Origin of the sequence: Nonomuraea composti (assembly GCF_012034275.1) — a bacterium.
In the GTDB taxonomy this organism is placed as follows: domain Bacteria; phylum Actinomycetota; class Actinomycetes; order Streptosporangiales; family Streptosporangiaceae; genus Nonomuraea; species Nonomuraea composti.
Genome location: NZ_JAATEP010000004.1, coordinates 254,017 through 280,704, shown reverse-complemented (window position 1 = coordinate 280,704; position 26,688 = coordinate 254,017). Strand labels below are relative to the sequence as shown.

Sequence of the window (26,688 nt, the reverse complement as noted above, 5' to 3'; positions counted from 1 at the left end):
CATGCCGTCGCGGAGCGCCGCCGTGGCCGCCGCCGTCGCGGTGGCCGAGGAGCACGGGGTGCGCGTGGCGGAGCCTGAGGTGCTGCACGACTCGTTCAGCCTCCGGGTCCTGCTGCGGCCCGCGCCGGTCGTGGCGCGGGTGCCCACCACCACGGCCCTCGGCCGGCCGCGCCCCGCCGACGCGCTGGGGCGCGAGATGGCGGTCGTGTCGTTCCTGCGCGCGGCGGGGGCGCCGGTGGTGCCGCCCAGCGACCTGCTGCCCGCCGGGCCGCACGTGCACGACGGGATCGCGGTGACGTTCTGGGCGCACGTCCGGCACGATCCCGCCCGCGTGGTGACGCCCGGCGAGGCCGGGCGGATGCTGGCGGAGCTGCACGCGGCGCTGCGCGGCTTCCCGGGCGAGCTGCCGTACCTGGGGCCGGTGCTGGACGAGCCGGCGCGGCTGCTGGACCTGCTGGCGGGGGCGGGCCCCGAGTTGGTCGGGGCCGGTGAGCTGGCGCGCCTGCGGGAGGCGCACGCCGCCCTGCGGGAGCGGCTGGACGGGCCGGCCGGGGTGCAGGCCGTGCACGGTGACGCGCATCCCGGCAACCTGCTCGCCACCCCTGCCGGGCTCCTGTGGAACGACTTCGAGGAGTGCATGGCGGCGCCCGCCGCGTGGGACCTGGCGGTCCTGCTGCGGACGACCCGGCTGGACGGGCGCGCCGCCGTGCGGGCCTACGGGGCCGATCCGGGCGATCCGGCGCTGCGGGCGTTCGTGGCGGCCCGGGGGCTGCAGGGCACGCTGTGGGTGCTGGCCAGGGCGCTGCGCTTCCCCGAACGGGCGGGCGAGGCCCGCGCGGTGCTGGAGACGTGGCTGCGCGACCCGAGCGGCATGACGCGCTGATCCCGCGCCATCGGCATGACCCGCTGGTCGCGGCGCTACACGCGGAAGACGCGGAGCTGGAGGGCGAGCGTCGAGTAGTAGCCGACCAGCGTGGTCAGCTCGAACAGCACCCGCTCCCCCAGCGCCGCGTACTCCTCGTCGTCCAGATCCCCCTTCGCGACCAGCGCGCGGGCCACGCCGAGCACCGCCGACTCGGCCGGGTCGTCGAGCGTCAGGGGCGCGCCGTCGCGCAACGCCTGGAGCTGCTCCTCGCTGAAGCCCAGCTCCCGGGCGATCGGCTCGTGGGCGGCCCGCTCGAAGGCGCTGTCGTGGTGCCCGGCCACCACGAGGATCGCCAGCTCCCGCGCCCGGTCGGTGAGCGTGGAGCGGTAGCGGACGGCGGCCCCCAGCTCCTGGAGCGGATCGCCGAGGGGCGGGCTGAGCAGCATGGCGTTGAACGGCCCCGTGAGCCCGCCCTGCCCGTCCACCATGAACCGGCCGCGCGGCCCTGAGGTGATCTTGTCGTAGAGCGCCCTGGCCTCCGGGTCCAGCTCGTGCGGGGGTGTCCTGCGCAGGCGTGCCATCCCGTGATCGTAACCCTGGAATTCGTTGTTGACGCCGTAAACAATGCACGTTTACGGTGTATACATGGTCAAGATCCCAGCGGCGCTGCTCGCGTCGGCGGTGCTGTTCCTGCTCGGCACCGGGTTCGCCCCGATCCCCGCGCTGACCTGGCTCGCGCCTCTGCCGGTGCTGTGGCTCGCGCCACGCGTGAGCGGGCGGGCCGCGTTCGGCGCGGCGTCCGCCGCCTACCTGCTCGGGCAGGCGGGGCAGTTCGAGTTCTTCCTGCGCACGCCGTCGGTGCCGCTGCCGATCGGGATCGCGATCGTGGCGGGCAGCTCGCTGCTGTTCGGCCTCGTGGTGGCGTTCTTCCGCGCGTTGCTGCGGCGGGGCCGGGCGCTGACGGCGGTGCTCGCGGCGCCGGCGGCGTGGGTGGCGGCGATGCACCTGACCACGCTGGCCAACCCGTCGGGCATCATCTGGCCGCTGGCCACCAACCAGGCCGAGGTGCCGGTGGTGACCCAGATCGCGTCGGTGACCGGGGCGTGGGGCGTGGAGTTCCTGGTGCTCATGGTGCCGTGCGCGGTGGCGGCGCTGCTGTCCACGCGGGCACGGCTGCGGGTCGGGGTGGTGGCGGGCGTGATCTGCGCGCTGACGCTCGCGTTCGGGGCCTGGCGGCTGGCCGGCGCCGGCGACGCGGTGCTGCGGCGGGTGGCGGTGCTCGCCGCCACGCGGTACCAGTGGGCGCCGGACGCCGCGAGCCCCGAGGGGCAGGAGCTGGTGCGCGGGTACGCCGCCCGGATCGCCTCCTTGCCGGCCGGCGTGCGCACGGTGGTGCTGCCCGAAGGGGCGTTCGGCACCGACGAGGCCGGCCTGCCCCGCGTCATCGGGCCGCTGGCGGAGGCCGGGCGCGGGCGGGGCGTGGACGTGGTGGTGGGCATCGTGCACACCACGCCCGCGATCAAGTACAACTACTCCGTGCTGCTGCCGGCCGACGGGTCGGCGCCCGCGTACTACACCAAATGGCACTTCGCGCCCGGGACGCCCTTCAAGCGAGGTACGGAGCTGGTGACGGCGGGCGGCCGGATCGGCCTCGCCAACTGCATGGACCTCAACTTCGCCGCCCCCAGCAGGGACTACGGGCGGGCGGGGACGCGGCTGCTGGCCGTCCCGGCGGCCGACGAGTTCGGCAACGGCTGGCAGCACAGCAGGATGGGGCTGCTGCGCGGAGTGGAGAGCGGGTTCTCGCTGGCCTGGTCGGCGCAGTGGGGCACGCCGATGATCTCGGACCCGTGGGGGCGGGTGCTGGCCGGCACCTCCACCGAGGGCACGCGCGAGCCCTTCGTGACGGCCGTCGCCGACGTGCCCGCCGGGCCGTCAGGCGTCACCCTCTACGCGCGGTTCGGCGACTGGTTCGGCTGGGTCTGCGTCGCGGGGGCTCTCCTGGCGATGGTCGCCCCTCGCCGCCGGCGGGTGCCGGACGGCGAGGGCGACGACCTCGTCCTCACCGGTCGTGAGCCGGGAGCCGGCCAGGGCCGGCCTCAGTCCTGACCACTCCGGGACAGCCAGGCCGTGGTGTCGGACGGCAGGAGCCCGTCCACGACCGGGCCGCTGGCCAGCAGCACCTCGCCCGGCGGCAGCGGCACCGCCTCCGTGGCCAGGTTCGTCACGCAGGTCAGGCCGGAGTCACGGGTGAACGCCAGCACCTTCTCCCCCAGCGGCAGCCAGGTCAGCGTGCCGTCGCCGAGCAGCTCCCGGCGCAGGCGCAGCGCCGTACGGTAGAGGTTCAGCATCGAGCCCAGGTCCGTACGCTGCGCCTCTGCCGTCAGCTTGCGCCAGCTCTCCGGCTGCGGCAGCCACGGCGTGCCCGTGCCGAAGCCGAACGGCGGCTCCTCGCCCGACCACGGCAGCGGGATGCGGCAGCCGTCGCGGCCCGGGTTCTTGCCGCCCGAACGGGCGTACATCGGGTCCTGGCGCACCTCGTCCGGCAGGTCCTCCACCTCCGGCAGGCCCAGCTCCTCGCCCTGGTAGACGTAGACCGCGCCGGGCAGCGCCATCGCCAGCAGCGCCGCGGCGCGGGCCCGGCGGTAGCCGAGCTCCAGGTCCGTCGGGGTGCCGTGCAGGGCGCCGCCGTGGGCGAAGGAGGTGTCGGCGCGGCCGTACCGGGTGACGGGCCTGGTCACGTCGTGGTTGGACAGCACCCACGTCGGCGGGGCGCCGATGGGGGTGTGCGTGGCCAGCGTCAGCTCGATCGACCTGCGCAGGTCCGCCGGGTCCCACGCGCACGACAGGAAGTCGAAGTTGAAGGCCGTGTGCAGCTCGTCGGGGCGCAGGTACCGGGCGAAACGCTCCTGGTCGGGGAGCCAGACCTCGCCGATCAGGACGCGCTCGCCGTACTCGTCGGCCACCTCGCGCCACCGGCGGTAGACGTCATGGACCTCGTCGAGGTCTTCGTACGCGGTGTCGGACTTGATCAGCAGCGCCGCCGAGTCGATGCGCACGCCGTCCACGCCCCGGTCGAACCAGAAGCGCAGCACGTCCTCGAACTCCTGGTGGACCTCCGGGTTGTTCCAGTTGAAGTCGGGCTGCTCCGGGGCGAACAGGTGCAGGTACCACTGCCCGTCGGGCACCTGCGTCCAGGCGGAGCCGCCGAAGATGGACTGCCAGTCGTTCAGCGGCTCGTCGGCGAACCAGAACCGGTCGCGGGCCGCCGGGTTCGCCAGCGCCTCCTTGAACCAGGCGCTCTCGGTGGAGCTGTGGTTCGGGACGACGTCGATGATGACCTTGATGTCGAGCTCGTGCGCCTCCTCGATGAACCGCTCGGCCTCTTCCAGCGTCCCGAAGACCGGCTCGATGCCGCGGTAGTCGGCCACGTCGTAGCCCCCGTCGGCCATCGGCGACGGGTACCACGGGTTGAGCCAGACGGCGTCGATCCCGAGATCCTTCAGGTACGGCAGGCGGGAGCGCAGACCGGCCAGGTCACCGGCGCCGTCGCCGTTCCCGTCGGCGAAGCTACGCAGGTAGACCTGGTAGATCGCGGCCCCCCGCCACCACGTTTGCGACATGCGCTTATCCCTTGATGCTTCCGGCGGTGAGCCCCGCCATGATGTGCCGTTGGAAGATGAAGAAAACGATGATCATGGGGATGCTGGTGATCAGCAGGCCGCCCATGACCTGGTTCTGGGTGACGGCCCCGGCCGTCTGCGACAGGCCGACGCTGATCGTCATCTTGTCGCTGTCGGTCATGACGAGCAGCGGCCAGACGAAGTCCTTGAACGAGGTGACGATCGTGAAGATCGACACCACGCCGAGGATGGGCCGGGAGATGGGCAGGACCACCGAACGCAGGATCCGCACCGCACCCGCGCCGTCGATCTGCGCGGCCTCGATCAGCTCGCGCGGGATCGAGTCGAAGAAGCGTTTGAGCAGGAAGATGTTGAACCCGTTGGCCGCCGCGGGCAGCCACAGCGCCCACGGGTTGTTCAGCAGGCCCAGGTCCACGACCGTCACGTACAGCGGGATGAGCACCACCATCGCCGGGATCATCAGCGTGGCCAGCATCATGCCGAGGATGACGTTGCCGAACATCGGGCGCAGCTTCGACAGCGCGTACGCCGCCGACACGTCCACCGCCATGCAGACGACCCAGCCGCCCAGCGAGTAGTAACCCGTGTTCAGCAGCAGCGTGCCGATGTCGAACAGGTCCCACGCCTCGAAGAACGCGGTCGGCGTCGGGTCGGCAGGGAAGAGCGTCGGCGGCATCTGCGCCAGCTCCTCCGGCGTCTTCAGCGCGCCGGTGACCATCCAGTACAGCGGGAAGACGAACGCCAGCGTGAACAGCACGAGCACGGCCGCCAGCACGATCCAGTAGATGCGCCGGCCCCACCTGCTGTTGAGCTGGTGCGGCGAGACGATCGTGCGGAACTGCACCTCGATCGGCTTCGGCGACCGCCTCCTGCCCCGCTTGCCGCCAGTGGCGGCCCGGGCCCCGACGGAGATCACGCCTTGTCCTCCCTCGTCAGGCGGAGCTGGAAGGCGGCGAACACGAGCAGCACGATCATCAGCATCATGCCGAGCGCCCCGGCCGAGCCGTAGTCCTGCAACGTGAACGCGTTCTGGAACATCAGGTACGCGACCGTGACCGTCGCGTTCTCCGGGCCGCCGCCGGTCAGCATGTAGGGCTCGATGAACACCTGCATGGTCGCCACGATCTGCAGCATCAGCATGAGCAGCAGGATCAGCCGCGTCTGCGGGATCGTGACGTGCCTGATCCGCTTCCAGATGCCGGCCCCGTCCAGCTCGGCCGCCTCGTACAGCTCCGGCGGGATGTTCTGCAGCGCGGCCAGATAGATCAGCGTCGCGCTGCCCATGTTCATCCACGTCGAGACGATGACCAGCGAGATCAGCGCGGTGGACGAGCTGTCCAGCCAGGCCAGCGGCGGCAGGCCGAACGCGTCCAGCACCTGGTTGAACAGCCCGGGCCCCGGATCGTAGAACCACCGGAACAGCAGCACCGCCACGATCGGCGGCAACATGACCGGCAGGTAGACCACGAACCGCAGGTAGGCCCGGGCGTGGCGCAGCTCGTTCAGGACGAGCGCGACGACGAACGGCACGGCATAGCCGCACAGCAGCGCGAGGAACGTGAACTCCAGCGTGTTCAGCCACGCCTCGCCGAAGGCCGGATCCTGGAACGCCGTGACGAAGTTGTCCAGGCCCACCCAGATCGGCTCGTTGATCAGGTCGGTCTTCTGGAAGCTCAGAATGAACTCCCTGACCATCGGATACCAGGCGAACACCGTGAAACAGGCCAGCGCCGCGCACAAGAACCCGTAGGCCGTCAGATTGCGCCTCAAGATCTGCATAGGGTCAGCCCTTGGCCGCCAGCACCGCGTTGGCCTTCGTCTCGGCGTCCGCGAGGAGCTGGTCGATGCTGGCGTCCTTACGGCTCAGGACGCCCGACATGGCCACGTCGAGGATGGCGTACAGCTCCTGGGCGTGCAGCGGCTCCGCCTTCGGCGGGATCGTGCCGGCGGCCTGCACGTAGGACTCGTAGTTCGCGACCGGCAGCGAGGCGTTCTTCACCCGGTCCGCCTGGATGGCCTTGCCGGTCGGCGAGTCGCCGTAGACCGCGTTGTCGGGCACGCCGACCGGGTTGCCGATGCTCTTGCCGCGGGCGAAGTCGAAGCGGCCCTTGCCGACCGTGTTGAAGCGGAAGTCGATCCACTCCAGCGCCGCCTTGGCCTCCTCCGGCGTGGCCTTCGGGTTGATCATGAACGCCTCGCCGCCGCTCAGCGACGCCTTCGCCTCCGGGAAGCCGGTGATGCCGTAGTCGGCGACGTTGCCCTTGAACTTGTTGACCACGTCCGTGACCACGTCCGGCGCGCCCAGCATCATGCCGACCTTGCCGCTGCCCATCGCCACCATGAGCGACTCCCAGCCGACCAGCAGCTTCGTGCCCATGCTGTTGTCCACCCAGCGCATGTCGTGCAGCGTCTGCAGCACGGCCTTGCCCTCGGGCGAGTTGAACGCCGCCTTCTTGTTGTCGGGCGTCAGGATGTCGCCGCCGCGGCCGTAGATCGCCTGCGTGAAGTGCCAGCCGCCGGTGTTCCCGCCCGAGTACTCGCCGTACCCCACGTAGCCCGGGCCCAGCGCGGCGATCTTCTTCGCCGCCTCCCGCACCTCCGCCCATGTCTTCGGCGGGGCGTCCGGGTTCAGCCCGGCCTTCGTGAACAGCGCCCGGTTGTAGACCAGACCCACGCTGTAGTGCACGTTCGGGACGCCGTACACCTTCCCGTCCTTGGTGACCAGCTCCTTGTGGTCCTGGCGCAGGTCGTTCCAGTTCTTGATCAGGTTCGTGTACGGGGTGATGTCCAGGGCCTGGCCCTTGCCGATCACGTCGTTGTAGTTCGTCACCGGCACCACGAACGCCGTCTCCATCTGGCCGCCCGCCAGCTTCGGACCGAACGTCTTGGGGTCGAAGCACGGCTGCTGGTCCGTACTCTTGACCGTCACGCCGGGGTGCGCCTTCATGAACGCGGCCACGTCGTCATCCCACGCCTGCCGCTCCTTCGGCGCGGACTTCGCCGGCTGGCAGGCCACCGTGATCGACACGGCCTTGGCGCCGCCGGCGCTCGGAGCAGGCTCACTCCCGGAGCCGCAGGCGGCGGTGGAGAGGGCTAGTGCGGATACGAGCAAGAGTCCGGTGGATCTCTGCATGGTCTGACCCTTCTGATGCGAGGTGCCCACACCATAGGATCCGTGACGGATGTGCGCAATATTTCGACTTCACATTGCAAGATAACGACTGCGTTACGCCGCCCACCACCCGGGCCGGACCCTGCCTCCGACCCCCGCCCCACCTCGGGCCCACCCCGTCCTGCCTCGACCCGGCCCAGGCAAGGGCATGGCGCCGCTTGCCGTCGTCGGCCACGCACGCGCCACGCCGCATGGCTCCACCGCCGCACCGGCGCGGGCAAGGCGCGAGCGTGTGGCCGTGCGCCACACTCCTGCGACACACCGGCAGCACCGCGCCTAGGCACCACCCGCGCCGGCGGCCTCGCGTTTCGTGCCGCGCGACACCACCGCACCACCGCCGGACCACCCCCACCACGTGCGGCGCCGCACCCCTTGAGCCGCCCCCACCCCACCGTCCCGCGAACCGGGCAAGGGCGGGCGGTGGGTCAGGGGCGGGCGCGGGTGGTGGAGGCGCGGACGACGAGTTCCGGTTCGAAGAGGAGTTCGTCCGCCGGGACCACGGCCTTGTCGATCTGGGCGACCAGCAGGTCCACGGCGGCGCGGCCCATCGCGTCGATGGGCTGACGGACGGTGGTCAGGGGAGGTTCGGTGCAGTTCATGAGGGCGGAGTCGTCGAAGCCGATGACGGACAGGTCGGTGGGGACGGCGAGGCCGGCGCGGCGGGCGGCGCGGACGGTGCCGAGGGCGAGCAGGTCGCTGGCGCAGATGACGCCGGTGACGCCGCGTTTGACGAGGCGGGCGGCGGCGGCGTGGCCGCCTTCGAGGGAGAACATGGTGTGCTCGACGAGCTCGACGTCGCCGCCGGACGCCTGGAAGGTCTCGAGTTTGCGGCGGGACGGCATGTGGTCCTTGGGGCCGAGGACCATGCCGATGCGTTCGTGGCCGAGGGCGCGCAGGTGGGCGATGGCCATTTCGGCGGCGACCACGTCGTCGCACGACACCTGGGGGAAGTCGAGGTGCTGGACGGCGGCGTTGACGAGCACGGTGGGGAGTTTGCGCTCGTGCAGCAGCTCGTAGTGGCCGTGGGAGGCGTCGGCCTGGGCGTAGAGGCCGCCGGCGAAGACGACGCCGCTGACCTGCTGCTGGAGCAAGAGGTCGACGTAGTCGGCTTCGGAGACGCCGCCGACGGTGCGGGTGCACAGCACGGAGGTGAAGCCCTGCTGGGCGAGGGCGCCGCCGACCACTTCCGCGAACGCGGGGAAGATCGGGTTCTGTAGTTCGGGGAGTACGAGGCCGACCAGCCTGGCGCGGTCGCCGCGGAGCTGGGTGGGGCGTTCGTAGCCGAGGACGTCGAGTGCCGTGAGCACGGCCTCGCGGGTCGCGTCGGACACCCCTGGCTTGCCGTTGAGCACGCGGCTCACGGTCGCCTCGCTCACTCCGACCTTCTTGGCCACCTCTGCGAGTCGTCGCGTCATGCGCAAACTATACGGCCTTCCACGCAAGCGCTTGCAACGGCTTACGTGGATCGAACGTCGCGGCTTGCACCGCGTCCACAGCGGGGTTCGTGCGGTTTATCGGGGCCTGACCAGCAGGAGGAGGCGGAAGCGGGCCCGCAGAGTCAGTCGATTGCTTGCGAAATGTCGTCGAAATATTGCGGCCATCTGTTCGACATCTTATGGTTCGGCCATCCGCCTTACCCGAAGGGCCACCCCCATGCGAGCACTGTTAGCCGCCCTTACGTTACTCATCGGATCCCTCGCCGTACCGGCCGCAGCCGCGCAGGCCGCGGCCGACGTCAACCTCGCCGCCGGCAAGACCGCCACGGCGAGCAGCTTCACCGACGTCTACCGCCCGGCCAACCTCACCGACGGCAACCAGGCCACCTACTGGGAGTCGGCCAACAACGCCTTCCCGCAGTGGGCGCAGGTCGATCTCGGCGCCGCCGCGAGCCTGAGCAAGGTGGTGCTCAAGCTGCCGAACGGCTGGCCGAGCCGCACCGAGACGCTGACCGTCCAGGGCAGCACGAACGGCTCCAGCTTCACCACCCTGGCCGCCTCGGCCACCTACACGATCAGCCCGGCGGCCACCGTCACGCTGCCCGCCGACACCACGGCCCGCTACGTCCGCGTGCACATCACCGCCAACTCCGGCTGGCCGGCCGGGCAGCTCTCGGAGCTGGAGGTGTGGGGCAGCACCCAGGACAACCCGGGCCCCGGCCCCGACGGCCCGAACCTGGCTCTCGGCAAGACCATGACCGAGTCGGGCCACACCCACACCTACGCCGCCGCGAACGCCAACGACGACAACCTCCAGACCTACTGGGAGGGCGGCGCCTACCCGGCCACGCTGACCGCGCAGCTCGGCGCGAACGCCGACCTGACGGCCGTCACCCTCAAGCTGAACCCGGACCCGGTCTGGGGCCGCCGCACCCAGACGTTGCAGGTGCTCGGGCGGGAGCAGTCCGCGAGCTCCTTCACCACCCTGGCCGCCCAGGCCACCTACACCTTCGACCCGGCCACCGGCAACACGGTGACGATCCCGGTCTCGGGCAAGGCCGCCGACGTGCGGCTGCAGTTCACCGCGAACTCCGGCGCCCCCAGCGGCCAGGTCGCCGAGTTCCAGATCTTCGGCACCCCGGCTCCCAATCCCGACCTGACCGTGTCGGGCCTGTCCTCCTCCCCCGCCGCTCCGGTGGAGACCGACGCGGTGACGCTGTCGGCCACGGTGAAGAACGCGGGCACCGCCGCCTCGGCCGCGACCTCGGTGAACTTCTACGCGGGCACCGCCAAGGTGGGCAGCGCCGACGTGGGCGCGCTGGCCGCCGGAGCCTCCACCACCGTGTCCGCGAACATCGGGGCAAGGGAGGCGGGGACGTACCAGCTCTCCGCCAAGGTGGACGAGGACAACAAGGTCATCGAGCAGAACGAGGCCAACAACGCCACCACGGGCACCCTGACGGTCAAGCCGGTCGACACGGCCGACCTGATCGCCGCGCCCGTCGCCTGGACGCCGGGCAACCCGGCCGCGGGCAGCACGGTCACGTTCTCGGTGGCGATCAGGAACCAGGGCACGATCGCGTCCGGCACCGGCGCGCACGGCATCACGCTCACCGTCACCGACGGCTCGGGCAACGTCGTCAGGACGCTGACCGGCTCGACCAGTGGCGCGATCGCCGCCGGTGCCACCACGAGCCCGGTGACGCTGGGCACGTGGACGGCGGCCAACGGCAGGTACACGGTGAAGACCGTGCTCGCCGACGACGCCAACGAGCTGCCGGTCAAGCGGGCCAACAACACGAGCACGCTGCCGCTGTTCGTCGGCCGGGGCGCGAACATGCCGTACGACACCTATGAGGCCGAGGACGCCGCGATCGGCGGCGGCGCGGCGCGGGTCGGCCCGAGCAGGGAGATCGGCACGATCGCCGGCGAGGCGTCGGGCCGGCGCGCGGTCACGCTCAACCAGACCGGCGCGTACGTCGAGTTCACCACGAGGGCGGACACGAACACCCTGGTCACCCGTTTCTCGATGCCGGACGCGCCGGGCGGCGGCGGCCAGAGCTCGACGCTGAACGTCTACGTGAACGGCTCCTTCCTCAAGGCGATCAACCTGACCTCCCGCTACGCCTGGTTGTACGGCGCGGAGGCGAGCCCGAACAACAACCCGTCCTCCGGCCCGCCCCGGCACATCTACGACGAGGCGAACCTGCTGCTCGGCACCACCGTCCCCAAGGGCAGCAAGATCAGGCTGCAGAAGGACGCGGCCAACTCGCTGAACTACGCGATCGATTTCGTGGACTTCGAGCTGGCCACCCAGATCCCGAACCCGGACCCCGCGAAGTACGCCGTACCGGCCGGATTCGGGCACCAGGACGTGCAGAACGCGCTCGACAAGGCCCGCATGGACGCCAACCTGAGCGGCGTCTACCTGCCGCCGGGCGACTACCAGACGAACGGCAAGTTCCAGGTGTACGGCAAGGCGGTCAAGGTCGTCGGGGCGGGCCCCTGGTTCACCAGGTTCTACGCGCCGGCCGGCCAGTCGGGCACCGACATCGGCTTCCGCGCGGAGGCTTCGGCGAACGGGTCGGTGTTCTCCGGGTTCGCCTACTTCGGCAACTACGTGGAGCGCATCGACGGCCCCGGCAAGGTGTTCGACTTCAACAACGTGGCGAACATGACGATCGACAACGTGTGGATCGAGCACCAGATCTGCATGTTGTGGGGGTCGAACACGGACAACCTGACGATCAGGAACTCCCGGATCCGCAACACGTTCGCCGACGGCCTGAACATGACGAACGGCAGCACCGGCAACCACGTCACCAACGTGGAGACCCGGTCCACGGGCGACGACAGCTTCGCGTTGTTCTCGGCCATCGACAACAACGCGGGCGAGCAGACCGGCAACGTCTTCGAGAACCTGACGTCGCTGCTGACCTGGCGGGCCGCGGGCCTGGCGGTGTACGGCGGCTACGACAACACGTTCAGGAACATCTACATCGCCGACACGCTGGTCTACTCGGGCGTGACGATCAGCTCGCTGGACTTCGGCATCCCGATGCTGGGCTTCGGCGCCAGCCCGCCCACGACGTTCGACAACATCTCGCTGGTGCGGGCGGGCGGGCACTTCTGGGGGCAGCAGACGTTCCCGGCGATGTGGCTGTTCTCCTCCTCGAAGGTGTTCCAGGGCATCCGGGTCAGCAACCTGGACATCGTGGACCCGACGTACAGCGGGATCATGTTCCAGACCGGCTACTCGAGCCCGAGCACGCCGCTGAACCCGATCAAGGACACGGCCTTCACGAACGTGTCGATCAGCGGGGCGCAGCGCAGCGGTGACGCCTTCGACGCCAAGTCGGGGTTCGGCATCTGGGTGAACGAGCTGCCCGAGCCCGGCCAGGGCCCGGCGATCGGCTCGGCCACGTTCACCAACCTGCGCTTCAGCGACAACTACCAGAACATCAAGAACACGACCTCGACGTTCACCCTGACGATCAACTAGAGCTCGGCCCTGGTGGGCAGCCCCTGCCAGTCGCTCACGCCGGACACCGCGGCGGCGCTCAGCAGCGCCCCGCGGTGCAGGCGTTCCTGGGGGGTGAGGCCGTCGAGCGCGGCGCTGATGTAGCCGGCGGCGAACGCCTCGCCCGCTCCCGCGGTGTCCACCACGGGCACCTGCCAGCCCTGGACGTCGTAGCGCATGCGGTCGGCCCGCACGCTGGCGCCCTTCGCGCCGCGGTCCACCACGACCTCCCGCTCGGGGGTGAGGGCGGGCTTGACCAGGTCGAGCTCGTCCTGGCGGAGGAAGAGCAGGTGCGCCTGGCAGGCCAGCTCGCTCAGCACCTCCTCGGCCTCGCGCACGGAGGGCCACAGCTCCGGTACGTACTCGACGGAGAAGGAGATCGGCACCTCGGCGGTCCTGGCGGCGGAGACGGCGGCGCGCACGGCGTCCTGCGCGTCCCTGCTCAGGGCGGCGGTGAGACCGGTCACGTGCAGCATGCGCGCGGCTGCGATGCGGTCGATGGGGACGTTGCCGGGCGCGAGCAGCGCGCCGGCGGAGCCGGTGCGGTAGTGGGTCACGGCGGGCTCGCGGCCGACGCGCGACTCGCGCAGGAGCAGCCCCGTGCGGGCGCCCTCGGTCACGCGCACGTCCTCGACGTCCACGCCCTCGCCCCGCAGGACGGTCAGCGCCCGGGCGCCGAGCTCGTCGCCGGCCACCTTGCCCAGGTACGCGCACCGGTGCCCGAGCCGGGCCAGGGCGATGGCCAGCGTGAACTCGGGCCCGCACACGTCCAGCCTGGCCTCGCTCTCGTGGCGGACCCGGCCGCTGGAGACCACCCCCACCGGCTCGCCGAGCGTGTAGACGTCGGTCATGCGGCAGACTGTAGCCGGTTAAGATCCCCCAAAACCGATTTTTCCGCATAAGTGCTGGTTAAAGCCGTGATCAAATATTTTCTGTAACTTTAGCCAACCTTTCCCCATGATCGTGCCTCAAAGTAGTAGAGGGAGTCCGGCCACCCCGAAGCCGGCTCCGAAGTCAATACGGGGAGAGGAATCAGCACCCTCATGAAGAAGATCGCAGTAGGTATCCTTTCCGCCACTATCGGCGGTGCCCTGCTGGTGTCGGGCGCGGGAGCCGCCTCGGCCACGACCACGCGGCACGACACCCAGCTCAAGATCCGTGACATCAGCCCCAACCCCGTCGTGGTGAAGAAGGGCTCCGAGACGACCGCCTACTTCGACGTCGGCGCCAGCTCGGACGTCGAGAAGGTCGAGCTCAGCGTCTCGCCCGCGGAGAACAACTTCCGCACGATGCACACGAAGGACGTCAAGGACCTCGAGGGCTGGCGCTGGGCCATCGGGTTCAACGAGAACGACTACGAGGGCAAGTGGAAGGCCACCGCCGTGGCCTTCGACAAGGCCGGCAAGGAGATCGCGAAGGACGACGCGTTCTTCACGGTCGAGATCGAGCAGGGCAAGCTCGACACCCGGATCTCCCGCTTCAGCGCCGACCCGTACAAGGTCCGCAAGGGCAAGTCGATCTACTTCGAAGGCCGTCTCCTGGCCGACGACGACGGCTGGGAAGGCGTCCGCGGCGAGAAGGTGAACATCTACTACAAGGCCAGCTACGGCAGCGGCTGGAAGTGGGTGGCCTCCGACTGGACCGGTCGCGGCGGCAAGTTCTACGCCAAGACCAGGGCGTACAAGAGCGGCACCTTCCGTGCCGTGTACGCCGGTGACGACGAGCTCAACGGCTCGACGAGCCGCACGGACTACGTGCGCGTCTACTCCTGGCGCCGATAGTCACTCCCGCTGAGGCCCAGTCCCGCCCGGGGCTGGGCCTCCAGCTTTTCTCCTCCGGCAGGTTTAGCGATCACGCGTGGGAAGCATGGGAAGTCCCACGCGTTGATCGAACCCCCGAAGGAGCACCCGCATGCCGCATCCCGTCCTCGCCCTCGTCCTGAGCATGACGAGCACGCTGGGAGCGGCCCCGTCCCCCGAGCCGTCCGTCCGCTACGAACCTCCCGCATCGCCGCGCGCCGAGCAGGCCGAGCGGCTGCTGAAGGACACGGGCGCGCTGGAGACGGACGTCCGGCTGCCCGAGCCGGTCAAGGTCGTCGCCCGCGACTGCGAGGCGCCGAAGGCCACGTGGGACCACGACAAGCGCGAGATCACCATCTGCTACTCGCTCGTGGACCAGGTGCAACGCACGATCAAGGGCATCTCCCAGACCGAGGAGACCGGCGAGAAGGCCGCCGAGGCGCGCGTGCGCGGCGCCCTGTCCGTGCTCTTCCACCACCAGCTCGGCCACGCGCTCACCACGCTCAACGGCATGACGGACGGCGAGGCGCGGGCCGACGAGTTCGCCGCGCTGACGCTCGTGGCCGACACGCCCAAGCGCGTGGTGGCCGCCGCCGAGGCCCGGCACCTGCTGGCCGGGCACGCGGGCATCGACCACCTGTCGGGCATGGACCAGTCGGCCACGTTCGCCTGCCTGCTCTACGGCTCCGACCCCGGCACGTACAGCAAGATCGTCAAGGGCGGGTGGGTGCCGCCCGAGCGGGCCCCGTCCTGCGCCGGCGAGCATGACCGCGTCAGGTCCGCCATCGGCGATAAAGTCCGGACGTGAGGGGTAGCGTCGGGGTATGGCCGACGAGCTGCTCAAAGACTTCAACCCGTTCGACATCTTCGACGCCGAGGCCGCCCGGCTCGACCGGTTCTTCTCCAGCCTCGACGACGCCGGCTGGCAGCGGCCGTCCCGCTGCGACGGCTGGTCGGTCCGCGACGTGCTGGCGCACCTGGCGGGCGAGGAGCTGTACAACCACGCCTGCCTCGACGGCACCGTGCCCGACCTCATGAGCCGGCTGGCAGAGGAGGGCATCGGCGGCTACAACGAGTTCAACGAGTGGTGCGTGCGCGAGCGCGCGGGCCTGCCCGTCGCCGACGTCCTGGCCGAGTGGCGCACGAAGAACGCCGAGACGCGCGAGCGCATGCGCGCGCTGGGCCGCGACGCCGTGCTCGACACCATGGCCGGGCCGTACCCCGCCGGGCACCAGACCTTCCACTACGACTCCGAGTACGCCACCCACGCCGACGACGTGGGCGCGCCCGTCGGCGAGGACGAGAGTGACGGCCGGACGCTGTGGCGGGTGGCGGTCGGCCGGTTCGTGCTGGCCGAGCAGAACGCCAAGGTGCAGGTCGAGCAGACGGCCGAGCAGATCTTCGCCGCCGTCGACGGGCTCACCGCCACGCTGTCCTACCCCGAGTTCGTCGAGGCCACGGTGGGCCGGCTGCCCGCCTCGCACGGCCTCGACCCGCGCATCGCCTCGGCACTGAGGTGTCTCGCCTGAACGTCCTGAGGAGGAGGCCATGTGGCTGCGTAACCGCGCGGGCACCGAACCGGTGACGGCCCGCAGCCCGCTGCGGGCGCGGCGGGCCCTGTCGCTCGCCGCGCTCGTGCTGGGGGTCGTGGCGGCGGTGTTCTTCGCCGTGCAGGCCATGCGCACGGGGCAGGAGGTGTGGCGCTGGGAGGCCGCCATCGCCGCCGCCGTGGCCGTGATCGCCGCCATCGACCTGGTGGTACTGCGAAACCGCCGCCGCTCGGGCTCGTCAGGTGGTCAGCACGGCCAGGAGCAGTAACACGATCACCAGGGCGGCCACCCAGAACAGCACCCAGACATGCGCCAACGCCCACATGCGCAGCCGGTCGCCGTACGGCTGCGGGGGCAGGTCGCCGCCCGCCTCGATCCGGTTGATGGCCGCGACGCGCTTGGCCAGCTCGGGGTCGTCCCGCTCCAAGGCGCGCTCGATCTCGGCGAGAATACGGCGTTCCCTTCCGGAGAGACTCATCGCACCACCACTGCTCTCACGCCGGTGACCTGTTCTTACCCACCGGTAGACCCCGCATGCCCGGCCGTTGACCGGCGCTTGACGGTGATCACTCCGCGTGCCGGGACCGGAACTCTGGATAATGAGGGCATGTCGACACCGCGACAGCGTTACCGGGAGCAGGTGAGAAGGGAGATCAAGCAGGCCGCGCTCGCCCAGATCGGCGAGGGCGAGCCCCTGAGCCTGACGGCGGTGGCCAGGCGCCTGGGCATGACCGGGCCCGCGCTCTACAAGTACTTCGCCGGCCGCGATCGGCTGCTCGCCGAGCTGGTCGACGACGGGCTGGCCGAGCTGGCGGCGGCCGTACGCGCCGGCTCCCCCGCCACCGGCGGCCCCCGCGCCCGGCTGCACGCACTGGCCAGGGCCTTCTACGACTGGGCGATGGCCAACCGGGGGCTGTTCCAGCTCGTGGCCGCGGCTCCGCGCCGGGCGGGCGTCGAGGAGGTGCTCGGCCCGTTCCTGCCGGTGCTGGGGCAGGGCCGCGCGGTGCCGGGCCTGGAGCCCCCGGAGTGGGCGCACGCACCCGCCGGCGACCGGGCGGCGGCACTGACTGGCGCCGTGCTGGTGTGGGCGCGGTTGCAGGGGGTGCTGAGCGTCGAGTTACGCGGCCCCTTCACCGGGACGGGCCCCGCGTTACTGACGGCCGAGATCGACTCCCTGGCCGACACCATGGGCCTCTAGTGCCTTCTAGTGCGGAAAGACCTTCGGTGGCCGGGGCGTCACCTCGTCGCGGAACGCCTCGATCTCGGAGACGACCTGGCGCATGAGGACGGTGTCGCGCAGCCGGTCCAGGTAGAGCGAGCGCCGGGCCAGCCCGTCGAGGCCGAGGGCGTCGAGGTGGCTGAACGACAGGTTCGCCAGGTGCACCTCCTTGCCCGCTCCCCATAAGGAGAGGGCGAGGGGCAACCCGGCGTACACGTCGAAGCCTCCGCCCGCCCCGGCCACGAGGATCCGGCGGGAACGCCCGAGCCGGGCGGACAGCGGCGAGTCGAGCATGCGTCACATCTTCCCGTACCTCTGCTTGAACCGCTCGACGCGGCCGGCGGTGTCGAGGATGCGGCCACGCCCGGTGTAGAACGGGTGGCTCGCCGAGGAGACGTCCACGTCGACGACCGGGTACGTCCTGCCGTCCTCCCACTCGATCGTCCTGTCGCTGGTCAGGGTCGAGCGGGTGAGGAAGGCGAAGCCGACGCTCGGGTCGCGGAAGACGATGGGGCGGTAGGCGGGGTGCAGGTTCTTCTTCATGGCCCCTGCAACCATGTGGGAACGGTTTTCATTCCCGGGCTTCCGGATCCAGTCCCAGCACCGTGCGGCCGCCGTCGACCGGGATGGTGGCGCCGTTGACGAACGCGGCGTCCGGGGAGAGCAGGTGCGCCACCACCGAGGCCACCTCCGCCGGGGTGGCGACGCGGCCCAGCGGGTGCAACCGCGCCAGCTCCGCCGCCATTTCCGGCGTGCGCTGCCGCTCGTACCGCTCCGTGGCCACCGAGCCGGGGGCGACGGCGTTCACGCGGATGCCGTGCCGGCCGTACTCCACCGCCAGCGCCCTGGTCAGGCCCTCCGTCGCGGCCTTCGCGGTGGAGTAGGGGAGGCTGCCGGGGACGGCTCTGGTGGCCTGGTGCGAGGTGACGTTCACGATGGCGCCCGGGGTGCCGGCCTCCAGGAAGTGGCGTACGGCGGTGGCGCAGCCGACCACGGCCAGGTCGAGGTTGGCCGCGATCAGCGCCCTGACCTCCGAGATCGGCGACGAGTGCACGGAGGCGTCCCGGAACACGGCGGCGTTGTTGACCCAGCCGGCCAGGGTGCCCGACTCCTGGGCGAGGTCGGCGGCCCAGGCGGCGACCTCCTCGTCCGCCGCGTCCCCGATCACCGGGACCACCCTCGGGCCCGCCCACTCCAGCGCCTCCTTGTCGCGCTCGACGACCACCACGACGTCCCGTTCGCCGAGGAGCCGCTCCACCACTGCCCTGCCGATGCCGCGCCCGCCGCCGGTCACCACGTACGAAAGAGTCATGATCCGAAGTTATGCCGGGAAGGCGGGAAAGGGCGGTGATTATTCGGCGGCGAAGTGACCTTTATCACCGTATTTACAGCAAGTGAACGGGAACAAATGAAGGCGTGATCGCCACCGCAGGACCGAAGGCGCCGGCGCGAATGATCGGCGCACTCGCGATCACGCAGACCGCCGGATACGGCATTCTCTATTACGCCTTCTCCGTGTTCATCCCGCCCATGTCGCGCGAACTCCACGCCGGCGTCGCGCAGCTCACCGGGGCGATCACGCTGTCCGTCCTCGTGTCCGGGCTCGTCGCCCCGCTCATCGGGCGCTGGCTCGACCGGCACGGCGGGCGCGGCCTGATGACCCTCGGCTCCGTGCTCGGCGCCCTGGCGGTGCTCGCCTGGTCGCAGGTGCGCTCCGTGGTGCAGCTCTACCTCGTGTGCGGGGTGCTCGGCGTGGCGTCGGCCATGGTGCTGTACGAGGCGGCGTTCGCGGTGATCGTGGCCTGGTTCGACGCGGCCCGGCGGGCGCGGGCGCTGCTCGCCGTCACCGTCGTCGCCGGGTTCGCCTCCAGCATCTTCCTGCCGCTCACCGGGCTCCTCGTCGAGCTGTACGGGTGGCGGCGGGCGCTGGTCGTCCTGGCCGTCGGGTACGCGCTGACGGCCGTCCCCCTGCACGGGCTCGCCGTCCGCGGCCGGGCCGCGCCCGCCCACGTCGACCGGGGCGAGATCGTCGGCGCGGCACTGCGCGAGCGGCCGTTCTGGCTCCTGGCGGCGGCCTTCCTCACCCAGACGGGCGCCGTGGCCGTCATGGGGGTGCTGCTCGTCACGTACCTGATCGCCCTCGGCCACGCCCCCGTCTTCGCCGCCGGCGTGGCCGGGCTGCTCGGGGTGCTGTCCGTGACCGGGCGGCTGGTCACCACCGGGCTGCAGGCCCGCTGGCCCGTGGCGCTGATCGCGGCGGCCATCTTCGGGCTGCAGGGCCTCGCCGCCGTCCTGCTGCCGCTGATCGGGCGGGACGCCTTCGGGGCGGTGGTGGCGGTGGTGCTGTTCGGGCTGGGGTTCGGGGTCGGCACCATCGCCCGTCCCGCCCTGCTCGCCGACCGGTACGGCACGGCCGCGTACGCGTCGCTGAGCGGGGCGCTCGCCCTGCCCATCACCGTGGCCAAGGCCGTCGCGCCCTTGGCGGCGGCCGGGGTGGCGCAGGTCGCCGGGTATCCGGCGGTCATGGGGGTGGTGGCGGCGGCTTGCGTGCTGGGGGCGGTGTCGCTGGTGCTCTATGCCCGGGTACGTCCGGCGAACGCGGCCGGGTAACGGCTCGCGCCCGCCGCCGGGCACTTGCTCACGGTGCCGGGTAGCGGGCCTTCGCGCGGGCACCGGAGAGCGGCCTTCGCGGCGGTCTTCGCGCCGTGCCGGGGAGCGGCCTTCGAGGCGGTCTTCGCGCGGTGCCGGGTTGTCGGTCGGGGCGGCTAGCATCGCCAAGGTGTGCATGCAGGAACCCCCGGCGCTGCTCCGCTCCGCCATCGGCGGAACTGACGGTCCGCTCATCCCCGAACACGTAAGGTAGCCGCATGGATACCCCCACCGAGGTCCTGCACCGCGTGTTCGGCTACGACTCGTTCCGGTCGGGCCAGCAGGAGATCATCGACCACGTCGTGGCCGGCGGCGACGCCCTCGTCCTGATGCCCACCGGCGGCGGCAAGTCGCTCTGCTACCAGATCCCCGCCCTGGTGCGAAAAGGCGTGGGGGTGGTCATCTCCCCCCTGATCGCGCTGATGCAGGATCAGGTCGACGCTTTGCGGGCGCTCGGCGTGCGTGCGGGGTTCCTCAACTCGACGCAGGGCTTCGACGAGCGGCAGCTCGTCGAGTCGGAGTTCCTGGCCGGCGAGCTCGACCTGCTCTACCTCGCCCCCGAACGCCTGCGCGTCGACGCGACGCTGCGGCTGCTGGGCAAGGGCGACATCGCGGTGTTCGCCATCGACGAGGCGCACTGCGTCGCCCAGTGGGGCCACGACTTCCGTCCCGACTACCTGGAGCTGTCGAAGCTGCGCGAGCTGTGGCCCGAGGTGCCGCGCATCGCGCTGACCGCCACCGCCACGCCGGCCACGCACGCCGAGATCTCCTCCCGGCTGGGCCTCGACCAGGCCCGCCATTTCGTGGCCGGCTTCGACCGGCCCAACATCCACTACCGCATCACGCCCAAGAGCGAGCCCAAGCGGCAACTGCTCGACTTCCTGCGCACCGAGCATCCCGGCGACTCCGGCATCGTCTACTGCCTGTCGCGCTCCTCGGTGGAGAAGATCGCCGAGTTCCTGGTGGAGCACGGCATCGCGGCGGTGCCGTACCACGCGGGGCTCGACGCCCGCACCCGCGCCCACCACCAGGCCCGCTTCCTGCGCGAGGACGGCCTGATCGTGGTGGCCACGATCGCGTTCGGCATGGGCATCGACAAGCCCGACGTCCGCTTCGTGGCCCACCTCGACCTGCCCAAGTCCGTCGAGGGCTACTACCAGGAGACCGGGCGGGCGGGGCGCGACGGGCTGCCCGCGACCGCGTGGATGGCCTACGGGCTGCAGGACGTCGTCCAGCACCGCCGCATGGCGATGGAGGGCGACGACGCCCACCGCCGCCGCCAGGTGCAGCACCTCGACGCGATGCTCGCGCTCTGCGAGACCGTCGGCTGCCGCCGCATGATGCTGCTCGACTACTTCGGGCAGAAGGGGTCGCAGCCGTGCGGAAACTGCGACACCTGCCAGACCCCTCCCGAGTCGTGGGACGGCACGATCCCGGCACAAAAGGTGCTGTCCACGGTGCTGCGGCTGCTCAGGGAGCGGCGGCAGAAGTTCGGCGTCGGGCAGGTGGTCGACATCCTGCTCGGCAAGAAGACCGCCAAGGTGCTGCAGCACGGGCACGACACCTTGTCGGTGTTCGGGGTCGGCACCGACCTGGGCAACGCGGAATGGCACGGCGTGGTCCGCCAGCTCCTGGCCCAGGGCCTGCTCGCGGTGGAGTCCGACTACGGCGCGCTGGTGCTCACCGACGACAGCGCGGCGGTGCTGCGCGGCCAGCGCGAGGTGCGCCTGCGCCGCGACACCCACCGCCCCGCCCGAGCCAAGACCTCCTCCGGCACCAAGCCCGCCCAGGCCGCCGTGGAGCTCCCCGCCGAGGCCGCCGCCCTCTTCGAACGCCTGCGCGCCTGGCGCGCCGCCACCGCCAAGGAGCAGGGGGTGCCCGCCTACGTCATCTTCCACGACGCCACCCTCCGCGAGATCGCCACCCTGGCCCCCACGTCGCTGGCGGAGCTGAGCAAGGTGAACGGCGTCGGGGAGAACAAACTGGCCAAGTACGGGGAGCAGGTCCTGAGCACCCTCCGCGGAGACGACGCCACCCCGCCCCAAGATACGCAGCAGACCCTGGAAATACCCCAGGAGGACGACACACTGCTCTGAGCCTGCTCCGAACGGGAGGTACTTGGCCTGAGGACGCTCAGAACCGCTCGTGCAGTGGAATCGGGGCAGGCGAGTGACGCGCGGGCCGGGTAAGCCCGAGGGAGCCATGGGAGCCAAGCGGGTCAGGCGAGCCAACACCAGGCGTCAGGTGGGGCGGGCGGCGTGGTGGTGGCGACGGCCGCACGAAGAACGGTCGTCGCCACCACGTTGGTCGGCCGGTCCGCGGCGATGTCGTGCGCCGCCTCGCGGATCGGGCCGCAAGGTTCCCGTCGCCCTGGACGGTGTGGTCTTGGTGGTCGCCCCGCCGTGCCGGGTCGGCCATAACCGATCTTCTCACCGTATCGGACAGGACGTCGCGGATTCCGCCAAGAGTGGTGCCGCGATATGTGGTCTGACTTTCCGTACATGGTGATCGTACGGCGTGGCGGCGGTGGATGTGAGGGCGGGCGGGCGTTCAGTCCTCTCCCGGCCAGTGCCAGTCCTCTCGCGGGCAGGTCCACCGCGATCAGTCGTGGTCTGGCCAGTTGGGGTGGCGGCCGAGGTGGGCGAGGAGGTGGTCCTGGGTGGGTGCGTACATGGGCAGGGTCACCGGGCGGGCGAAGCGGGCGGGACGGTCGGCGTTCGTGACGAACAGGTGGGCCAGGTCGAGCAGATCCTCCGCGAGGTGTGGCGGGATCGGGCGGGGCTCGCCGCAGGCCCTGGCCACGTCCCAGGCGTGCACGGTGATCTCGACGGCGCCTGCCGCGGCCACCATCGGGCTGGTGAGGTGGCGGTCGTGGACGGTGACGAGGTCGGCGGTGATCAGGGCGGCCCATCTGCCGAGCACTTCTGTGGCGCTGTCCCTGAGGAGGAGGGCGGGGTTGGGGGCTTGGAGCGCTGGTTCCGGGCAAGGTCCGGACGCTACGGCGCCTACCGTCTCCATGGGTGCGGGCTGTGACGCGGGTCCGAGGGTGTTGTCTGCCGCCTGCACCGGTGACGCGGGCGGTGAGCCGGGCGCGGGGGTGCCCGACGCCTGCACCGGCGGCGCGGGCGGTGAACCAGGCGCGAGCGTGCCCGACGCCTGTACCGGCGGCTGGGGCTGTGAACCAGGCGCAGGAATGCCTGCCGCCCGCCCCGGCTGCGTGCCAGGCGCGGGGATGCCCGTCGTTCGTGAGCCGAGCCCACCAGCGGTGCCTGCGGTCCGTGAGCCGGCCGTGGGGGTGCCTGGTGCACGGGGGCATGGCACCGCGGGCGTGGCCGTTGTTCCGGGTACGGCGGGTGGGGTGGCCGGGGTGGTCGCCTGGTGTGCCGTCGGAGGGGCAGTGCCGTGGGCGAGGAGGATGTGGCCGGTGGCGGCCTCGTCCAGGGTTTGGAGGGAGTCGCCCAGGTGGGCGAGGAGTTGCTGGAGGTTCCAGCCCGTGCAGGGGGTGGGGCGGCACAGGGCCGGCGGGGTCACGATGCGCAGGCTGCCGAGCGCGTAGTCGATCGCCCGTTCCAGCAGCGCCACGCCTGCCGTCAGTGCCCGTTTCTGGTCGCTCATGTCGCCTCCTCACAAGTGCAGACCCGGGGGTGGGGGAAAAGTCATCGCGTCCGCCGGCGAACGGGGCGGGGACGATCCTCTTCGTGCCGGAGGGCGGGCCGTACTCTGGGGCGGAGCGAAAGGATCTGCCATGGGGATGCTCAGCAGACTGATCGATCGACTTCTCGGCCTGCCCGAAGCCACCGTTCGGGACATCGAAGTGGTCCATGACCTGCGCGTTCCGATGCCGGACGGGGTCGTGTTGCGGGCCGACCGTTACCGGCCGCGCGGGTCGGAGCCGTTGCCGGTGGTGCTGGTGCGCACGCCGTACGGCAAGCACAAGCTCGACGCCAAGGGGACGGCGCGGGTGCTGGCGCGGCGCGGCATGCAGGTCGTGGTGCAGAACGCCCGGGGCACGTTCGGGTCGGGAGGCCGGTTCTCGGCCTTCCACCAGGAGAAGGAGGACGGCCTGGCCACGGCGGCGTGGTTGCGGGAGCAGCCGTGGTGCGACGGGCGGCTGGCGATGACCGGGGCGAGTTACCTGGGGTTCACTCAGTGGGCGGTGGGGCCCTACCTCGATCCGCCGCTGGAGGCCATGTGCCTGGGGGTGACGGCCAGCGAGTTCAGGACGACGTTCTATCCGGGCGGCGTGTTCGCGCTGCACAACCTGCTGACGTGGGCGGCGCTCATCGGCACGCAGGAGGAGGCGCGGCTGGGCGGGATGCTGCCCGGCCCGCGCGGGGAGCGGCGGTTGCGGCGGGCGATGGCGCACGTCCCGCTCGGCAGGTCGGACGTGGCCGCGATCGGGAAGCCGGTGCCGTTCCTGCGGGAGGCGGCCGCGCACTCCGGCGCCGGCGACCCGTTCTGGACGGACGTCGACAACAGCGCGGCGGCGGTCAAGATGACGACGCCGACCAGCATGGTCACCGGCTGGTGGGACCTGCTCCTGCCCGCGCAGCTCCGCGACTACGCCGCGCTGCGCGAGGCCGGGCGGCGCAGCAGGATCCTGATCGGGCCGTGGGGGCACGACCTGGGGGCGTTGCGGGCGTTCCTGGCGGAGGAGGTGTCGTGGTTGTCGGCGCACCTGCTCGGCGACACCGCCCAGCTCCAGCGCTCACCCGTGCGGCTGTACCTGCAGCGGGCCGGCCGCTGGCTGGACTTCGAGCAGTGGCCGCCCCCGCAGTCGGTGCCGACGCCGCTGCACCTGCTCTCGTACGGCAGGCTTGGCTGGAGCGCGCCCGGCGAGAGCGCCCCCGACACGTTCACCTACGATCCGGCGCACCCCACCCGCACCGTCGGCGGGCCGCTCCTGGACATGCGGCAGGCCAAGCAGCGCGACAACCGCCCCATCGAGGCCCGCCCCGACGTGCTCGTCTACACCGGCGGGCCGCTCCCCCGCGACCTTGACCTGATCGGCCCGGTCTCGGCCACCGTGTACGTGCGGACCGACACGGGGCACGCCGACGTGTTCGTACGGTTGTGCGACGTGGACGCGTCCGGCGTGTCGCGCAACGTCACCGACGGCATCGTGCGGCTGCCCGCCGGGAGCGAGGGCGTGGTGCAGGCGGAGGTGGAACTGCATCCGACCGGGTACCGGTTCCGGCGCGGGCACCGGCTGCGGGTGCAGGTGGCGGGCGGCGCGTTCCCGCGGTTCGCCCGCAACCACGGGACCGGCGAGCCGGTGGCGGAGGCGGTGCGCACCCGGGCCACGCGGTTCGAGATCTTCCATGACGGGACGCATCCGTCGTCGCTCACGCTGCCCGTGTTCGGGGGGCGGTAGGGCCGGAACCTTTCTCTCGCCTGCCCGGTAGTGAAGGCGAGGAGGTTCGATGCGGTTGATGAAGGTTTGTGCCGGGGTGGTTGTCGTGGTGATGGCGGCCAGTGGGTGTGCCTCGGGCGCGGGGGCGGGCTCGCGTACGAGCATCAAGGCGAGCCCGAGCGGAGAGGCCAGCCCGAGCCCGAGCGGAGAGGCCAGCCCGCCCCCGGCCGGGGAGGCCAGCCCGAGCCCGGCTGGGGAGGCGAGCCCGCGCCCGGCCGCTACCGGCGCCGGCTGTCACGGCACGCCGGTGTTGGAAGGGGAGGGTTTCCCCGAGGTGCGGGGGACGGCGCGGGACGCCGAGCTGTGGGGGTTGCTGTTCGTGAAGGCCACCCCCCTCAGCGTGGGCGACGAGGTCAAGATCGTGTGGCGGATGACCGGGGAGGGCCCGCTGCGCGTCCGGGCGGTCCATCCGGACGGGACGCTCGCCAAGCCGGTGTGGGGCCCGGAGGAGCATGGGAGCTCGACCTGGCGGCGGCCCGGGCAGGAGTGGGGCACGGGGTTCGTGTTCCCGAAGCGGGGGTGCTGGAAGGTCGAGCTGTCCCGCGACCGAGGATCGGGCCACGTCTGGCTACCCGTCCATTAGCCGAGGGTCACGCACCGGGCAGGGCGCGGTCGATGAAGGACGTGACGTCGTCCAGCACCTCGTCCTTGTTGATCTCGTTGAACACCTCGTGCCGGGCCCCCGGATAGATCCGCTCCGTCAGGTCGCTCCCCTTGACGGCCTCGATGCCGGCGCGGCTGCCGGCGAGCGGCACGAGCTGGTCGTCGTCCCCGTGCACCCACAGGGTGGGCAGCGCGCCGAACGTGCCGCCCTTGGCGATCGTGTCGAGCGTCGCCGCGAACGATTCCAGCGTCGCCCGCTTGAACGGCCCGTGCCACACGAGCGGGTCGGCGGCGTAGGCGGCGCCCACGGAGGGGTCGCGGGAGAGCGTGCTCGGGTCGATCGGCACGTCCGGCGGCTCCTCGAACGCCAGCAGCGCCGGCACGGCCCCCCACTCCCCGATCACCGGCCCGGACAGGACGAGCGCGCTCAGCCCTGACCCGTACCGCTGGGCGTAGCGGGCGGCGATCATGCCGCCCATGGAGTGGCCGATCAGCACGACGGGCACGCCGGGGTGCTCGGCCCTGGCGTGCTCCTCGACGGCGTGCACGTCGGTGACGACGTCCTCGAAGTCCTCGACGAGCACCCGGTCGCCCTCGGACTTGCCGTGTCCCACGTGGTCGAGGCCGTACACCGCGGCGCCGTGCCGGACGAGCCGGTCGGCGACGTGCTCGTAGCGGCCGATGTGCTCGCCGTAGCCGTGGACCAGGATCGCGAGGTATCGGGGCTGCTCATGGGGCCATTCGCGGGCCGTGTTGCGGCCCCTCGTGCCGGTGAAGGTACGCTCGCGCGACTCGGCCATGCTCTCTCACTCCTTGCT

General features: G+C 71.3%; 25 protein-coding genes. 12 read left to right on the top strand and 13 right to left on the bottom strand.

Annotation, left to right across the window (positions count from 1 at the left end; translation table 11 throughout):
- Position 1 precedes the first annotated feature (1 nt).
- Complete coding sequence (locus tag HCN51_RS08685; RefSeq protein WP_168008492.1) at positions 2-883, top strand: phosphotransferase; 882 nt, start codon at positions 2-4, stop codon at positions 881-883.
- A 35-nt stretch (positions 884-918) separates the two neighbouring features.
- Here the strand turns inward: HCN51_RS08685 and HCN51_RS08680 are convergent, their stop codons facing one another.
- A complete protein-coding gene (locus HCN51_RS08680) occupies positions 919-1,446 on the bottom strand; it encodes a carboxymuconolactone decarboxylase family protein (RefSeq protein WP_168008490.1) in 528 nt (175 codons plus the stop codon).
- Positions 1,447-1,510: 64 nt separating this feature from the next.
- On the opposite strand from HCN51_RS08680, the gene HCN51_RS08675 reads away from it, so the two are divergent.
- Positions 1,511-2,974 (top strand): nitrilase-related carbon-nitrogen hydrolase, encoded by a 1,464-nt coding sequence (locus HCN51_RS08675; protein ID WP_168008488.1) that lies wholly within the window; start codon positions 1,511-1,513, stop codon positions 2,972-2,974.
- Here HCN51_RS08675 and HCN51_RS08670 read toward each other — a convergent pair.
- The 5 genes from HCN51_RS08670 to HCN51_RS08650 form a co-directional block, all read right to left on the bottom strand.
- Positions 2,965-4,488, bottom strand: coding sequence for a glycoside hydrolase family 13 protein (locus tag HCN51_RS08670; RefSeq protein WP_168008486.1), 1,524 nt, complete (start codon positions 4,486-4,488; stop codon positions 2,965-2,967). The genes HCN51_RS08675 and HCN51_RS08670 overlap by 10 nt on opposite strands.
- 4 nt (positions 4,489-4,492) lie before the next feature.
- On the bottom strand, positions 4,493-5,425 hold the full coding sequence (locus tag HCN51_RS62185; protein ID WP_346433579.1) for a carbohydrate ABC transporter permease: 933 nt from the start codon (positions 5,423-5,425) through the stop codon (positions 4,493-4,495).
- Positions 5,422-6,288: a carbohydrate ABC transporter permease gene (locus tag HCN51_RS08660; RefSeq protein ID WP_080042583.1), complete on the bottom strand. Its 867-nt coding sequence runs from the start codon at positions 6,286-6,288 to the stop codon at positions 5,422-5,424. The genes HCN51_RS62185 and HCN51_RS08660 overlap by 4 nt, the downstream gene beginning before the upstream one ends.
- A 4-nt stretch (positions 6,289-6,292) precedes the next feature.
- Positions 6,293-7,642 carry an ABC transporter substrate-binding protein gene (locus HCN51_RS08655; protein ID WP_168008484.1) on the bottom strand — a complete coding sequence of 450 codons (1,350 nt, stop codon included), beginning with the start codon at positions 7,640-7,642 and terminating at the stop codon, positions 6,293-6,295.
- A gap of 464 nt (positions 7,643-8,106) precedes the next feature.
- Positions 8,107-9,096 (bottom strand): LacI family DNA-binding transcriptional regulator, encoded by a 990-nt coding sequence (locus HCN51_RS08650; RefSeq protein WP_168008482.1) that lies wholly within the window; start codon positions 9,094-9,096, stop codon positions 8,107-8,109.
- A 238-nt stretch (positions 9,097-9,334) separates the two neighbouring features.
- On the opposite strand from HCN51_RS08650, the gene HCN51_RS08645 reads away from it, so the two are divergent.
- Complete coding sequence (locus HCN51_RS08645) at positions 9,335-12,619, top strand: discoidin domain-containing protein (RefSeq protein ID WP_168008480.1); 3,285 nt, start codon at positions 9,335-9,337, stop codon at positions 12,617-12,619.
- Here the strand turns inward: HCN51_RS08645 and HCN51_RS08640 are convergent.
- Positions 12,616-13,488, bottom strand: coding sequence for a sugar kinase (locus HCN51_RS08640; RefSeq protein ID WP_168008478.1), 873 nt, complete (start codon positions 13,486-13,488; stop codon positions 12,616-12,618). The genes HCN51_RS08645 and HCN51_RS08640 overlap by 4 nt on opposite strands.
- 192 nt (positions 13,489-13,680) lie before the next feature.
- Here HCN51_RS08640 and HCN51_RS08635 point away from each other — a divergent pair, with 192 nt between their 5' ends.
- From HCN51_RS08635 to HCN51_RS08620, 4 genes are all read left to right on the top strand, one after another.
- On the top strand, positions 13,681-14,418 hold the full coding sequence (locus HCN51_RS08635; RefSeq protein WP_168008476.1) for a hypothetical protein: 738 nt from the start codon (positions 13,681-13,683) through the stop codon (positions 14,416-14,418).
- A gap of 130 nt (positions 14,419-14,548) precedes the next feature.
- Positions 14,549-15,244 carry a DUF4344 domain-containing metallopeptidase gene (locus tag HCN51_RS08630; RefSeq protein ID WP_168008474.1) on the top strand — a complete coding sequence of 232 codons (696 nt, stop codon included), beginning with the start codon at positions 14,549-14,551 and terminating at the stop codon, positions 15,242-15,244.
- A gap of 16 nt (positions 15,245-15,260) precedes the next feature.
- A complete protein-coding gene (locus tag HCN51_RS08625; protein WP_168008472.1) occupies positions 15,261-15,965 on the top strand; it encodes a maleylpyruvate isomerase family mycothiol-dependent enzyme in 705 nt (234 codons plus the stop codon).
- 19 nt (positions 15,966-15,984) lie between these two features.
- Positions 15,985-16,254: a DUF6343 family protein gene (locus HCN51_RS08620; RefSeq protein ID WP_168008470.1), complete on the top strand. Its 270-nt coding sequence runs from the start codon at positions 15,985-15,987 to the stop codon at positions 16,252-16,254.
- Here the strand turns inward: HCN51_RS08620 and HCN51_RS08615 are convergent.
- Entirely contained in the window at positions 16,225-16,464 is a 240-nt protein-coding gene (locus HCN51_RS08615) for a DUF3040 domain-containing protein (protein WP_168008468.1), read from the bottom strand. The genes HCN51_RS08620 and HCN51_RS08615 overlap by 30 nt on opposite strands.
- 129 nt (positions 16,465-16,593) lie before the next feature.
- Here HCN51_RS08615 and HCN51_RS08610 point away from each other — a divergent pair, with 129 nt between their 5' ends.
- A complete protein-coding gene (locus tag HCN51_RS08610; protein WP_168008466.1) occupies positions 16,594-17,184 on the top strand; it encodes a TetR/AcrR family transcriptional regulator in 591 nt (196 codons plus the stop codon).
- Between the two features lie 6 nt (positions 17,185-17,190).
- Here the strand turns inward: HCN51_RS08610 and HCN51_RS08605 are convergent, their stop codons facing one another.
- Genes HCN51_RS08605 through HCN51_RS08595 form a run of 3 tightly spaced genes read right to left on the bottom strand, consistent with a single transcriptional unit; the run spans position 17,191 to position 18,517 of the window.
- The gene (locus HCN51_RS08605; RefSeq protein ID WP_168008092.1) at positions 17,191-17,499 is read right to left on the bottom strand and encodes a hypothetical protein; all 309 of its coding nucleotides are present in this window, start codon (positions 17,497-17,499) and stop codon (positions 17,191-17,193) included.
- A gap of 3 nt (positions 17,500-17,502) precedes the next feature.
- Positions 17,503-17,748 (bottom strand): type B 50S ribosomal protein L31, encoded by a 246-nt coding sequence (locus HCN51_RS08600; protein WP_080042595.1) that lies wholly within the window; start codon positions 17,746-17,748, stop codon positions 17,503-17,505.
- A 28-nt stretch (positions 17,749-17,776) separates the two neighbouring features.
- Positions 17,777-18,517, bottom strand: coding sequence for an SDR family NAD(P)-dependent oxidoreductase (locus HCN51_RS08595; RefSeq protein WP_080042596.1), 741 nt, complete (start codon positions 18,515-18,517; stop codon positions 17,777-17,779).
- Between the two features lie 140 nt (positions 18,518-18,657).
- Here HCN51_RS08595 and HCN51_RS08590 point away from each other — a divergent pair, with 140 nt between their 5' ends.
- Positions 18,658-19,815: an MFS transporter gene (locus tag HCN51_RS08590; protein ID WP_168008464.1), complete on the top strand. Its 1,158-nt coding sequence runs from the start codon at positions 18,658-18,660 to the stop codon at positions 19,813-19,815.
- 257 nt (positions 19,816-20,072) lie between these two features.
- Complete coding sequence (gene recQ / locus HCN51_RS08585; RefSeq protein ID WP_168008462.1) at positions 20,073-21,950, top strand: DNA helicase RecQ; 1,878 nt, start codon at positions 20,073-20,075, stop codon at positions 21,948-21,950.
- Between the two features lie 505 nt (positions 21,951-22,455).
- On the opposite strand, the gene HCN51_RS08580 is transcribed toward recQ, so the two are convergent.
- Complete coding sequence (locus tag HCN51_RS08580; RefSeq protein WP_168008460.1) at positions 22,456-23,469, bottom strand: maleylpyruvate isomerase N-terminal domain-containing protein; 1,014 nt, start codon at positions 23,467-23,469, stop codon at positions 22,456-22,458.
- Between the two features lie 136 nt (positions 23,470-23,605).
- On the opposite strand from HCN51_RS08580, the gene HCN51_RS08575 reads away from it, so the two are divergent.
- Both HCN51_RS08575 and HCN51_RS08570 read left to right on the top strand, forming a co-directional pair.
- The gene (locus tag HCN51_RS08575) at positions 23,606-25,228 is read left to right on the top strand and encodes a CocE/NonD family hydrolase (RefSeq protein WP_168008458.1); all 1,623 of its coding nucleotides are present in this window, start codon (positions 23,606-23,608) and stop codon (positions 25,226-25,228) included.
- A gap of 286 nt (positions 25,229-25,514) precedes the next feature.
- Complete coding sequence (locus tag HCN51_RS08570) at positions 25,515-25,850, top strand: hypothetical protein (RefSeq protein WP_168008456.1); 336 nt, start codon at positions 25,515-25,517, stop codon at positions 25,848-25,850.
- Positions 25,851-25,857: 7 nt separating this feature from the next.
- On the opposite strand, the gene HCN51_RS08565 is transcribed toward HCN51_RS08570, so the two are convergent.
- Positions 25,858-26,670, bottom strand: coding sequence for an alpha/beta hydrolase (locus HCN51_RS08565; RefSeq protein ID WP_168008454.1), 813 nt, complete (start codon positions 26,668-26,670; stop codon positions 25,858-25,860).
- Positions 26,671-26,688 lie beyond the last annotated feature (18 nt).